Source organism: Methylobacterium sp. WCS2018Hpa-22, from assembly GCF_031843785.1.
GTDB lineage: Bacteria > Pseudomonadota > Alphaproteobacteria > Rhizobiales > Beijerinckiaceae > Methylobacterium.
The window spans coordinates 88,713-100,853 of the sequence record NZ_JAVTJA010000010.1; the positions used below are offsets into that span (position 1 = coordinate 88,713).

At 67.9% G+C, this 12,141-nt stretch carries 12 protein-coding genes and 1 riboswitch; of the genes, 6 read left to right on the forward strand and 6 right to left on the reverse strand.

The window, feature by feature from the left end:
* Positions 1–37 precede the first annotated feature (37 nt).
* A riboswitch (cobalamin riboswitch) is annotated at positions 38–238 on the reverse strand.
* A gap of 83 nt (positions 239–321) precedes the next feature.
* Together RQI43_RS14755 and RQI43_RS14760 are read right to left on the reverse strand one after the other, a co-directional pair.
* Positions 322–1,425, reverse strand: a complete 1,104-nt coding sequence (locus tag RQI43_RS14755) for a catalase family protein (RefSeq protein WP_311275625.1) — start codon at positions 1,423–1,425, stop codon at positions 322–324.
* A 167-nt stretch (positions 1,426–1,592) separates the two neighbouring features.
* On the reverse strand, positions 1,593–3,068 hold the full coding sequence (locus RQI43_RS14760) for a glucan biosynthesis protein (protein WP_311275708.1): 1,476 nt from the start codon (positions 3,066–3,068) through the stop codon (positions 1,593–1,595).
* A 238-nt stretch (positions 3,069–3,306) separates the two neighbouring features.
* Between RQI43_RS14760 and mdoH the strand changes: the two genes are divergently transcribed.
* Positions 3,307–5,214 (forward strand): glucans biosynthesis glucosyltransferase MdoH, encoded by a 1,908-nt coding sequence (mdoH, locus tag RQI43_RS14765; RefSeq protein WP_311275626.1) that lies wholly within the window; start codon positions 3,307–3,309, stop codon positions 5,212–5,214.
* 18 nt (positions 5,215–5,232) lie between these two features.
* Here the strand turns inward: mdoH and RQI43_RS14770 are convergent, their stop codons facing one another.
* Positions 5,233–5,694 carry a hypothetical protein gene (locus RQI43_RS14770; RefSeq protein ID WP_311275627.1) on the reverse strand — a complete coding sequence of 154 codons (462 nt, stop codon included), beginning with the start codon at positions 5,692–5,694 and terminating at the stop codon, positions 5,233–5,235.
* Positions 5,695–5,792: 98 nt separating this feature from the next.
* Entirely contained in the window at positions 5,793–6,968 is a 1,176-nt protein-coding gene (locus RQI43_RS14775) for an aminotransferase class V-fold PLP-dependent enzyme (RefSeq protein ID WP_311275628.1), read from the reverse strand.
* On the opposite strand from RQI43_RS14775, the gene RQI43_RS14780 reads away from it, so the two are divergent.
* The 3 genes from RQI43_RS14780 to RQI43_RS14790 are packed head-to-tail and all read left to right on the forward strand — an operon-like array spanning position 6,967 to position 8,286.
* The gene (locus RQI43_RS14780; protein WP_311275629.1) at positions 6,967–7,329 is read left to right on the forward strand and encodes a type II toxin-antitoxin system RelE/ParE family toxin; all 363 of its coding nucleotides are present in this window, start codon (positions 6,967–6,969) and stop codon (positions 7,327–7,329) included. The genes RQI43_RS14775 and RQI43_RS14780 overlap by 2 nt on opposite strands.
* A 16-nt stretch (positions 7,330–7,345) precedes the next feature.
* Positions 7,346–7,774, forward strand: a complete 429-nt coding sequence (locus RQI43_RS14785) for a helix-turn-helix domain-containing protein (RefSeq protein WP_056422887.1) — start codon at positions 7,346–7,348, stop codon at positions 7,772–7,774.
* Positions 7,771–8,286, forward strand: a complete 516-nt coding sequence (locus RQI43_RS14790) for a TspO/MBR family protein (RefSeq protein ID WP_056422890.1) — start codon at positions 7,771–7,773, stop codon at positions 8,284–8,286. The genes RQI43_RS14785 and RQI43_RS14790 overlap by 4 nt, the downstream gene beginning before the upstream one ends.
* Before the next feature lie 7 nt (positions 8,287–8,293).
* Here the strand turns inward: RQI43_RS14790 and hemA are convergent, their stop codons facing one another.
* A complete protein-coding gene (gene hemA / locus RQI43_RS14795) occupies positions 8,294–9,637 on the reverse strand; it encodes a 5-aminolevulinate synthase (protein WP_207411124.1) in 1,344 nt (447 codons plus the stop codon).
* 342 nt (positions 9,638–9,979) lie between these two features.
* Between hemA and RQI43_RS14800 the strand changes: the two genes are divergently transcribed.
* Positions 9,980–10,147, forward strand: a complete 168-nt coding sequence (locus RQI43_RS14800; RefSeq protein WP_200919015.1) for a hypothetical protein — start codon at positions 9,980–9,982, stop codon at positions 10,145–10,147.
* Positions 10,148–10,285: 138 nt separating this feature from the next.
* Positions 10,286–11,575, forward strand: a complete 1,290-nt coding sequence (gene murA / locus RQI43_RS14805) for a UDP-N-acetylglucosamine 1-carboxyvinyltransferase (RefSeq protein ID WP_311275630.1) — start codon at positions 10,286–10,288, stop codon at positions 11,573–11,575.
* A gap of 45 nt (positions 11,576–11,620) precedes the next feature.
* On the opposite strand, the gene RQI43_RS14810 is transcribed toward murA, so the two are convergent.
* Positions 11,621–11,995 (reverse strand): hypothetical protein, encoded by a 375-nt coding sequence (locus RQI43_RS14810; protein WP_207411126.1) that lies wholly within the window; start codon positions 11,993–11,995, stop codon positions 11,621–11,623.
* Between the last annotated feature and the right edge of the window lie 146 nt (positions 11,996–12,141).

Genomic DNA, 12,141 nt, shown 5'->3' on the forward strand with positions numbered 1-12,141 from the left:
CGACACCCCACCAGGACACCCCGCCCGATGCGTTTCGCGTGTGACCACGACTGACGGCAGGTCTCCTGGCTCGCGGGTCGACGCCCTCTCATCGTCTTCCCAGGCCCGAAGACCCAGTGACGTGTTGATGATGGGCTCGCCGCTTACAGTTGCGGGGGCAGCCGCGGCATCGGACAAAACGTCCTCACCGCGTTCCCTTTTGATCCCCCGAAGAGGAACCGTCAGTCTCAGGCTAGGTCGGCCGCGACGAGAGGGTCAATTGCGAGATGATCCCGCACCGATCATCGCCGCTGCCCTGTCGCATTGCAGCAACGTCCGGCGTCAATCCGGTAGAGCGTCGAGGTTCTTCGGCTCCTCGATGCGGCGGCCGTTCTTCTCGGCCCGGAAGCGCTTGCCCATCTCGTAGGCCGATTTGCGCATGCGCATGATCCCGCCGAGCGGCCGGTGCGCGGCCAGCCCGTGCCAGGGGCTGAACGACAATCCGTCATCGACATAGGCGGCGCGGGCCTCGCTCCAGCTTGCCTGCGGCGCGGCGGTGAGGGTGGCGATGGTACGGTAGGGGCTCGCGGTCTCAGGCCAGACCACGGAGGCGTCCTCCACCGGCATGTCGTCGAGGTTCAGGCACAGCTGTGCACGCAATTCCCAGGTGCCGCCGTGGATGCTGAAATGCGCCATCACCGCCTCGCGGATTGCGTTGGCGGCACTCGTGTCGTCGAGCGGCTTGTTCGCCAGCGCCCTCATTTCGGGAGAGACCGGGACGAGGGAGATCTTGGCGATGTGATCGCCGAAGCGCAGCGGGACCTGACTATAGAAACTGTCGCCGAGGAGATGCGTCTCGGGCTGCCCACCGAGGATCGCCAGGGTCGGGCTCGGCGAACCGGTGGTCGCGACGACTGCGCTCTGCACGCCCCGAAGCGCCGCCGAAGCAGCCTTCTTGAGCCCTTCCGCCCGGTCCGTGGTCTTGGCGAGGAGCTTCAGCGTCGCGAGGAACGGCTTCGGTCCCGGCGCCGAGAAGGCCGGCCCGTTGACGAGCACGAAATCCTGCGTGGCATCCCCTTCCGATCCTTCGAGACGCTCTCCCTCGACACCGAGGACCTTGATCGCCACGCCGCGCGGGGTGGAGACGCTGTCGTCCAGGATGTCGCCCGGAATGGTCGAGAAGCGCATCACCACGGGGTAGCGCCCCGGCTTCGCGAACAGGCCCTGCGCCAGTTCAGGGGACAGGTCGGGCGCCACCTCCAACTCGGCCCTCAAGGCGCCATGCGCCTTGGCATGGACGCTGCGGATGGCATGGCCGCCATGGGCGAGGGTCGTCTCGCTGATGGAGCGCATGGTCTCGTTCAGGGCCCGGCTGGTCTCGGCCTCGTCGGGTTCAAGGGTCTCGATGGAGGGCGTGTAGCGCAGGTAGTCGGTCTCGATGGCCAAGGGTGCTGCTCCGGGGGAAGGCGGATTCCGCGCGCCGAGGCGTTTCGACGGCCTCCGGGGAACCGGGCGGCTCCGCAACCTGATGGTGTTCCAGCTTAGGAATCCCTGGCCCCTCCTCCCGTTCCGATCCCTGCGGCATCTCGCCAAGTCGTGAAAGCGCCCGGCGATCAGGCGGCGTTGTCCCAGGTCTCGCTGATCGGACGCCCGCCGCGCACGAGACGCGCGCGCAGGACGACGTCACCGGGTGGCAGCGGCGTCGGCGGGCGCCATTCTACGTAGAGACGCCAGCCACCCGTCTGGGGCACCCGTTCCACCACCGGATCGACCATGGTGCCGGCACTGGCCGAGACCTCGGCCGCGATGTCACCGTCTGGGCCGGTGGGCAGGCCCGGCCCTTCGAAATCGATGACGTAGAGGCGCCGCTCCGGACTCGGCGGCGTGGTCGGCCGCAGGCGCTCGGCCGAACCGAAGCGGGTGGAGACCACCCGGGCGAGCGCGCGGAGCACAGCGGTGTCCGGTTCGGCCCCGACGGTCGAGAGCGTGTAGGCAAGGTCGAGGGTGCTCCCCGCCATGACGGGCGCGGCCGGCACGAAGGCGGCGACAATGTTGTCCATGTACTCCTCGCGGGACGGGATTTCGAAGAGCTGCACCGCCCCGGCGCCGAACCCCGCCTGGGGTGTGACCCAGAGGCCGGGCCGCGCCTCGTGACGGGCCTGGACATCAAAATAGGCGGCAAAGTTTCGTTCGCGCTGGAACAGTCCGAACCCGTCGGGGGGATCGGTGCGGAAAGCCGAGATCTGCGGCTCACGCCGTCCATTGCTCAGGGGGCGCCACAGGCGATCGTCCTTGGTCGCCACCACGAGCCCGTCCGAATCGTGAACCTGGGGCCTGAAATCGTCGAACGGCTCGGCTCCGCGCGCGCCCGGACCGTTCGCGCCATGCAGGAACATGCTGGTGAGTGGCGCGAGGCCGAGACGCGGGATCGCGGCGCGGGGATGCAGCGAGGCGGTGACGACCATTCGCGAGGTCTCGCCGGGTTCGACCACGAAGCGGTAGGCACCCGTAAGACTCGGTGAATCGAGGAGCGCCAGGATCGTGACGGCGCGGGAATCGGCCTTCGGCTCGCAGATCCAGAACGCCGTAAAGTCCGGAAATTCCTCCGCGCCCGGACCGCCGGTCTGGATCGCGGCACCGCGCGCCGACAGGCCGTATTCCTGCGTCTTTCCGCGAAGCCGAAAATACGAGGCACCGAGGAAGACTAGGAATTCTTCCTGATTAGCCGGCTTCGCACCATCGAAGGCGTGATGCAGCCGGAAGCCGGCAAAGCCCAGATCGCCGGAAAAGTCCTGCCCTGCCAAGTCCGACCCGAGATCGAACAGGCCCGACTGGTAGAGGATCGGCTGCGGCGGCCCGTCCGGCGGCTGGAGGAACAGGGCGACGCGCTTCTTCTGCAGGAAGCCGCGATGGAACAGCTGCAGCGAGAATGAACCGCTGAGGCGCGGGGCTGCGTCGGGACGGAAGGTGATCGCGCGGTAGCCATCGTAGCTGAGGCCGGCGAGCGGGGCCGGGAGATCCTCCGGAGCGGGCCGGTAGGGTGCGCCTGCGAGGCGGCGGGCCTGGGCCACGACGCCCTCGAAGGTCATCGGCCCGTCACGGGGAGGGTCGACTTTATCGGCGGCCATCGTTCTGGCGGTATTCAGGTCGACGGCACTAGGCATTATCATGCCTGCGGCCACGCTGAGCGCGGTTTGCAAGGTCTGTCGCCGCGAGGGGGCATCACGCCCCGAACGCTCGTCTTCACCGTCGCCCCGTATCATCGATGTCCTTCGCTTCATGATGGACGACGGCCCCTCTCAGCCTCGATCGAGTGTCCAGCGCCCCATGTCCATCACGCGGTTGTCGCACGACGCATCCCCGGTCGGAATCCCGAACCCGGCGATTCCCGAAAGTCAGTCCGGCGAGGCCCCTTCGCTGCTGATGCGGCGGCTCCTGCTGGCCCTGCCGACCCTGACAACCGCGGCCGCGATCTCCTGGCTCGCTTTGTCCGCTTACGGACGCCCGGACGGCGTCCTGGGTTGGGCCGTGCTGGTCCTGTTCGGCCTCGTGATGACGTGGCAATCCTTCGTCGCCTGGCAATACGTCTACGGACTCGTGGCGGCGGGGCTCGGCGATGCCGCCAAATCCGCGATCGAGATCCGCTCGGCCACGGTTCCGGCCACCGCCTCGGGCCTCAGCCGCACGGCTGCCGTGGTGGCGATCCATGCCGAGGATGCGGTGGCGGTGTTCGCCGCGTTGCGTGTCATGGCCCGCTCGCTTCAGCGTGGCGGCGGCGACGGGTCCGATATCGACATCTTCGTCCTCTCCGACACGCGTGACGGTGCCATCGCGGCGGTGGAGGAGCATGAATTCGCCCGGATCGAGGCATGGGCGCGTCTGAACGGCCCTGGCCTGCCGCGCGTCCGCTACCGGCGGCGCCAGGACAATGCGGGCCGCAAGGCCGGTAACATCGCCGAGTTCTGCAAGTCCTACGGCTCGGAATACGATTTCATGATCGTGCTCGACGCCGACAGTCTGATGACCGGCGCCACCATGCGCCGCCTCGCCCGGTTGATGGAGGAGGCGCCCAAGGTCGGGCTGATCCAGACCGTCTCCTACGCGACCGGCCGGGACACGCTGTTTGCCCGTATCCAGCAATTCGCCGTGCGGCTCTACGCGCCGCTGTCGATCCGCTGCCTCGAGACCTGGCAGGGCGCGGATGGAAGCTATTGGGGACACAACGCGATCCTGCGGGTCGCGGCCTTCGCCGACAATGCCGAACTGCCGGTGCTGCCCGGCAAGGCACCGCTCGGCGGCGAGATCCTGTGCCACGACATCGTCGAGGGCGCGCTCCTGCGCCGGGCCGGCTGGGAGGTCCGCCTCCTGCCGGAGATGGGCGGCACCTGGGAGGAGATGCCAACGAACCTCGTCGATCTTCTCGGTCGCGAGCGTCGCTGGTGCCAGGGCAACATGCAGCACCTGCGCGTCACCACCCTGCCGGGTCTTCGGGCGGCGAGCCGCTGGCACCTGATGGTCGGCATCCTGTCCTACCTCGCCTGCCCGCTCTGGGTGCTGTTCCTCGCCACCGCCTCTATCCAGGCCGCCGTGACCGGCGATCTCGGCCTCCTGGCCTATGGACTCACCGGGACGGGCCTCGCCGCCCATGCGCTGGCTGCTCTTGTCGTGGCCGTGATGGCCCTGCCGAAGCTCCTCAGCCTCGGCCATGTCCTGGCCTCGCCGACCCGCCGCGCCGCTTTCGGCGGCACCGCCTCGCTCCTGAAGAGCGCCGTGCTCGAACAGATCGTCTGGGTGCTGCTCTGGCCGATTATGACGGTCTTTGCCGCCGGCGCCGTCGCCACCACCTTCATTGGCCGCGTGGTGCGCTGGGATTCGCAGGTGCGCGACGACCGTCAGGTGCCGTGGTCCGAGGCGATCCGCCTGCAGGTGGACGCCCTGGTGGCGGGCGCCCTGCTCGCCGGCCTGCTGGTCTATGCCGGCGACCCCTGGCTCGCCCTGTGGATGGGGCCCGTGGCCCTCGCCCTGCTTACGAGCCCGGCGTTCAGCGTGCTGACCAGCCGTGCCGATCTCGGCCGCGCCTCGCAGAAGAACGGCCTGTTCCTCTCCATCGACGACACCGACCGTGCCGCCGAACTTCTGGACCTGGCATCGGTCCGCCGGGGCGAAGAGCGCAGCAAGCCCGTTCGCCCGGACGTCTGGGCAAGCGCGGAGGCGGAAATCTCCGCACCGCGATGAGGTCAGAGGAGTGAGAGGCTAGGGTTTCTCCAGCACTTCGATCGGGTTGGTGCGCTGGCTCGGCTTCGGCTCGGCGGTGGCGGCGCCGGCATTCCCATCCGCCTTTTCGCGCCGGGCGCCGGAACTGGTATCCGCGCCCGGTCCGGTGCCCTGGGTCGGCACCGTGCCGCTCGCCAGTTCGAGGCAGGTCACCATCTCCACGTAGGACGGGAAGCCGCCGGCCTCGAACTGCTTCTCGCACTGCCTCTTGGCGGCTGGTGAATAGTCGCCCCAACGGCTCTGGGCTTCCTTGCGCGCCGCCTCCTCCGAACGAAGGCAGCCTTCGACGGTGGAAGTGTCGCTGACGCTGGCTTCCGCGCGGACCGACGACTTGCAGGTCGCCTGAATGTCGAGCTTGGGCGGACCATCGGCGGCCGGGGCCACATTCGTGAGGGCGACGAGCGCGAGGGCGCCGGTCAGGAGGGGAACAGGGTATCGCATCGGGTCGTCCTCGCTCGCATCGCGGCGACCGCCCGGCGGCGGTCCGTCCCTCGCACAATGCGCGAAGGGCGGGATCGCACCAAGAACCGACGAGGAAATCAGCCGAGGGCCGCGTCCAGATCGGCGAAGAGGTCGTCCGCATGCTCGATCCCCACCGAGAGCCGCAGCAGATCGGGCGGACATGGCGTGCCCGGCCCTTCCACCGAGGCGCGGTGTTCGATCAGGCTCTCGACGCCGCCGAGCGATGTGGCGCGCTTCCATAGGCGCACCCGCGCCGCCGTGGCGATGGCCGCCTCCTCGCCGTCCGCGACCCGGATCGACAGCATGAAGCCGAAGCCGCCCTCCATCTGGCGTGTCGCCACCGCGTGGCCCGGATCGTCGGGGAGGCCGGGATAGAGCACCGACGCCACGCGCGGATGCGCCGAGAAGCGCCTGGCGAGGTCCGCCGCATTGGCCGATTGCGCGGCGACCCGCAGGGGTAGGGTCCGCAGCGAGCGCATGAGGAGATAGGCCTCGAATGGCCCGAGGATCGCCCCACCGCCGGCACGGATCGCTCCGATCCGCTCCCAGAACGCATCGGCGCGGGCCGAAGCGAGGACACCGGCGACAACGTCCGAATGACCGTTCAGAATCTTGGTGGCCGAATGCATGACGATGTCGGCCCCGAGCGTCAGGGGCCGCGTGTGGATCGGCGAGGCGGCGGTGGAATCGATGGCGAGACGCGCCCCTGCCTCGTGCGCGAGCTCGGCCGCGGCAGCAATGTCGGTGATGGTCCAGAGCGGATTGCCGGGCGTCTCCACCCAGACGAGCTTCGTCGTGCCCGGCCTGATCGCAGCCCGCAGGGCGTCGAGATCGTCCATGGCGACGAAGTCGAGGCCCCAGCCCCGGCGCGGCGCTTCCTGCTGGAGCCAGCGCTTGAGCGCCCAGTACATCACGAGGGGGGCGACGATATGGTCTCCGGGCTCCAGGGCCGAGAAGACGGCCGTGGCCGCCGCCATGCCGGAGCCGAACAGCATCGCGCCGGCCTCCGCCTCCTCCAGCATGGCGATGACGGCCTCCGCCTCGCGGGTCGTGGCGTTGTCGGGCCGGGCATAGGAGAAGCCGGAACTGTAGCCGTTGTCGGGATCGCGGAGGAAGGTCGTCGAGACATGGAGCGGTGCCACCACCGCCCGCGTCACCGGATCGACATGGCCCATGGCCTGCGCGGCCAGGGTGCGCTTGGTGAAACCCGGCTTGGCGTGAGTGGACGAGGGATCTTCGGCGGGTTCGGACATGGGTATCGTTCCGGCAAATGGGCCGCTTGACCCGTGGGAGAGACGCAGCGAAACAATAGCGGAATGCTATGTGCCGCCTCGACGAATTTCGCTATCCGCTCACGTCATGATGCAGGTCGCCTACAGCAAGGACGCCGTGAGGGCACTGACCCGCATGCCGGCGAACGTAGCGAGACTCATTCGAACGAAGATCGACGAATATGCCGGACATCCGGGGTCTCAGGCCAACAACGTGAAGGCTCTGAAGGGTCAGCATGATGTCTATCGCCTGCGGGTCGGCGACTGGCGAATCCTGTTCACCCAGGACGGGCATATCCTCGCCATCATTAAAATCGCGCCTCGCGGTAGCGCATACGATTAAATCAGGACGGTTCGCCATGGGTGCCCAGACGATCGTGACGGCAGGGGGCGAGCGACTCGTCGTGTTGCCGGAAGCGGAATACGAAGCCCTGCTCGAAGCCGCCGAGAATGCGGAGGATCGCCTTGCCGTCACCGAGTTTCAGCGCAAGCTCGCCCTCGGTGAAGAAGAACTCGTGCCCTCGGCGATCGTCGAACGATTGCTTTCGGGTGAGAATCGCATCCGTGTCTGGCGCGACCATCGCGGCATGACGGCGGCAGCCCTCGCAGACAAAGCCGGTATCGCGCAGGCCTACCTGTCGCAGATCGAGACGGGAAAACGGGAGGGGACAATCGAGACCCTGTGCAAGCTCGCCTCGGCCCTGGCCGTCTCCCTCGACGATCTCGTCGGGTTCGGGCCCCACGGGACCGGAACGGAGAATCGCGATACGAGTAAGACATCGGCATGACCACGTCTCACATTCCGTATCGCTCGCCGCTCTCTCCGATAGCGAGACTTGCGATCGCCATCCTGCCCGTGGTGGCCACATCGGTGATCGGCTCGCTCAGCACCACGCCGAACATCGAGGGCTGGTATGCCGGCCTGACGAAGCCCGGCTTCAACCCGCCGAACTGGCTGTTCCCGGTGGCTTGGACGATCCTCTACGCGATGATCGCGCTGTCGTTCTGGCGTTTGCTCGGAGCGTCTCCGGCGACGGGTCCGATGCGGCGGGGTTGGTGGCTGGCGGTCGGTGCCTTCCTCGCCCAGCTCGCGCTCAACGCGGCCTGGTCGCCGGTCTTCTTCTCGGCCCATGCCCTCGGCTGGGCGGGAATCGTCGCCGGGGCGATGCTGGTGATGATCCTTTGGACCATCCGCCTGTCCTGGCGCTTCGACCGGTTCGCGGCGTGGCTGCTCGTGCCCTACGCCGCCTGGGTCGCCTTCGCGACTCTGCTCACCGTCACGCTCTGGCGGTTAAACTGATCGATTCCTACTCCGCCGCCTCGACGAACACCGTGCCGGCGCGCGGCAGGTCGAGCGTGTCCCAGGTCTCCGTCAGGGCCGCCGTCAGCTTGGCGATGCGGGCCGCGTCGTGGAACGGCGAAGGCGTGATCCGCAGGCGCTCGGTGCCGCGCGGCACGGTGGGGTAGTTGATCGGCTGGATGTAGATGCCGTGCTGTTCGAGAAGGTGGTCGGCCGCCGCCTTGCACAGCTCGGCATCGCCCACCATCACCGGCACGATATGGGTCTCGGTCGGGAGGACCGGCAGGCCCGCCTCTTCCAGCGCGGCCTTGGTGAGGGCGGCCTGGCGCTGATGCGCCGCGCGCTCCACCTGCGAGCGCTTGAGGTAGCGCACCGAGGCGCGGGCCGCCGCCGCGATGGCTGGCGGCAGGGCGGTGGTGAAGATGAAGCCCGGCGCATGGCTGCGCACGGCATCGCACAGCACGGTGGAAGCGGTGATGTAGCCGCCGACACAGCCGAAGCCCTTGGCCAGGGTGCCCTCGATCACATCGACCCGGTGCATCACCCCGTCGCGCTCGGCGATGCCGCCGCCGCGCTCGCCGTAGAGCCCCACCGCATGGACCTCGTCGAGATAGGTCATGGCGCCGTACTTGTCGGCGAGGTCGCAGATGGCGGTGATGTCGGAGACGTCGCCATCCATTGAATAGACGCTCTCGAAGGCGATCAGCTTGGGGCGGTCCCCGGCGGCGATCAGCAGTTCCTCGAGATGGGCGAGATCGTTGTGGCGGAAGATGCGCTTCTCGCAGCCGGAATGGCGCACGCCCTCGATCATCGAATTGTGGTTGAACGCATCCGACAGGATCAGACAGTTCGGAATCAGCTTGGCGATGGTGGAGATGCCGGCCTGGTTCGAAACGTAGCCCGAGGTGAAGACGAGGCCTGCCTCCTTGCCGTGCAGGTCGGCGAGCTCACGCTCCAGATCCACCAGCGGCGAGTTGTTGCCGGCGATGTTGCGGGTGCCGCCGGCGCCGACGCCGCATCGGGCGGCGGTCTTGGTCATGGCCGAGACCACGTCCGGATGCTGGCCCATGCCAAGGTAATCGTTCGAACACCATACGGTGATTTCGCGGGTGCCACCGTCGGGACGGCGCCAGTTGGCGGTGGGAAAACGTCCGGCGATCCGCTCGATATCGGCGAAGACCCGGTAGCGCCGCTCGTCGTGCAGCCGGTCCACCGCCCTGCGGAAGTAGCCTTCGTAATCGGTTCGTCCGTGCCCGAACGACGCGCGGGTAGAGGATCCTTCGGCCGAGGGATCACGGGGCGTCGTCGTATCGCTGATCATCGTCATCGCGGGCATCCGATTCACGGGCATCCGTCCTTCACGCTATGGCCGACCGCATGTCAGCGCCGCTCTAGGCGGCCTCGGCATCCGCTCGTCTGCATTCAGCAGCAGCATCGTTACAAAGGGCTTGTTCCGAAGCACCAAACTCTCCGCTGCAGGCCTCGTCGATATGAGTCCCGCTGGCGCAACGATCTCGCTTCGCATGGCGCGGAAGGAATCAGACGGTGCTGATTTCGACGCCACGGCCCTGACGATACAGGCGAACTTGGAATTGGTTCAAGTCGACTCCTGCATTCCAGCTCTGCGCCTGTTGAGACCGGGTCGCAAAGCCGGTATTTCGCCCTGGCGACGAAGGGTCGCGCAGTGATCGCCATGAAGAACGATGCCACGCGGAACGAGCGCCTGAAGGCGGCCCTGCGGGACAACCTGAAACGGCGCAAGGTGCAGACGAGGGTCCGTGGGCAGGCAGCGGCCGCAGCGGAAACAGGCGATGCCGATGAGCGACCGGACGCGAAGCCGGATCGCGACGGAGACGGCTGACGATCCTTTTTCGGACAAAACTCACGTATAGGCGGCTCGATAAGGCCGTGCCGCGAGCGCACCGCTACCGTTTGCAGAACCAGGATGGCGCCGCCCTCTCGTTACGGGGAGGGGCGTGACGCCGCGCGAAGGACGACGATGGACCGGATCAACATCATCGGCGGAAAGCCGCTCCACGGCGTCATTCCGATCTCGGGCGCCAAGAACGCCGCCCTGCCGCTGATGATCGCGAGCCTGATGACGGGGGAATCCCTCGAACTCATGAACGTGCCGCGCCTCGCCGACATCCACGCCCTGCTGCGCATCCTCGGCAACCACGGCGTCGACCACATGGTGGTGGGCAAGCGCCCGGGCGATACGACGGAGACCGGCCAGACCATCAGGCTCACCGCCTCCAACGTCATCGACACCACCGCGCCCTACGAACTCGTCTCCACCATGCGGGCGAGTTTCTGGGTCATCGCGCCGCTGCTCGCACGGTTCGGCGAGGCCCGTGTCTCGATGCCCGGCGGCTGCGCCATCGGCACCCGCCCCATCGACCTCATGCTGATGGCCCTGGAGCGCCTCGGCGCCACCGTGGAGATCGACGGCGGCTACGTGGTGGCGAAGGCCAAGAGCGGCCTGCGCGGCGGCGAGATCCATTTTCCCAAGGTCACGGTGGGCGGCACCCATGTGGCGCTGATGGCGGCGGCGCTCGCCAACGGATCGACCCTGATCGAGAATGCCGCGCGGGAGCCGGAAGTCGTCGATCTCGCCGATTGCCTCATCAAGATGGGCGCCAAGATCTCGGGGGCCGGCACCCCGCGCATCACCATCGAGGGTGTCTCGCGCCTCAACGGCGCCCGCCACACCGTCCTGCCGGACCGGATCGAGACCGGCACCTACGCCATGGCGGCTGCCATGGTGGGGGGCGACGTGACCCTGGAGAACACCCGGGCCGACCTGCTGCACAGCGCGCTCGACGTGCTGACGACGACGGGCGCCGAGATCACCAGCACCGCCGACACGATCCGCATTCGGCGCAATGGCGGCGGCATCGCTGCGGTGGACGTGACCACGGACCCGTTCCCCGGCTTCCCCACCGACCTCCAGGCGCAGTTCATGGCGCTGATGACCCTCGCCAAGGGCCAGTCCCACATCCGCGAGACCATCTTCGAGAACCGCTTCATGCACGTGCAGGAACTGGCGCGCCTCGGGGCCAGGATCCGGCTCGAGGGCGATCTCGCCATCGTCGACGGCGTGGAGCGCCTCAAGGGCGCGCCCGTCATGGCGACCGACCTGCGCGCCTCGGTCTCCCTGGTCATCGCCGGCCTCGCCGCCGAGGGCGAGACCAGCATCAACCGGGTCTATCATCTCGATCGCGGCTTCGAAGCGCTCGAAGCCAAGCTCGGCCGTTGCGGCGCCGAGATCAGCCGCATCCGCTCCTGAGCCTCTCCTGTCCGGGAGGCGGTCCTCGCCTCCCGGACAAGGACATTATTCCAGTACGTTGCCGCGCTTGGGGCCGAATCCCGGGATGTCGCAGCGGCAGGGCGACTGGATCGGGCTCGGATAGGCGGGGCAATTGCCGCGCGCCGTGACGCAGACGCTACCCATGCGCTGGCGTCCGTATCGCTGCTGCTGCACCGGCCGACGCTCGCCATCCTCGTAGGGCCGGGCATAGCCGTCGTAGCGATCATAGCCCCGCGGCCGGTCGTCGCCGTAGGGCGAACGGCCACGAGGCGACCTGTCGTAGCCATCGTCGATGCGGAACTGGACCTGCGCCTGGGCCTGCCCCAGGCCGAGGGCCGTCGTCGCCGCCAGGGCGGTCAGGGCGGCGAAGGCGATGCGGCATACGGGTCCGAGAATCATGGTGGTGGATGTCCCAATCGAGAGTTCGGCGAAAGACTAACCTGTTCCGCATGAACGCCGTCTGACGTCGCCCCCGCAAACGGCCGATATCGCCGGCACGTCGTAATTGTTCCGGGCCGCGCAGTTGCCGCAGGGCGGCCGCCTCG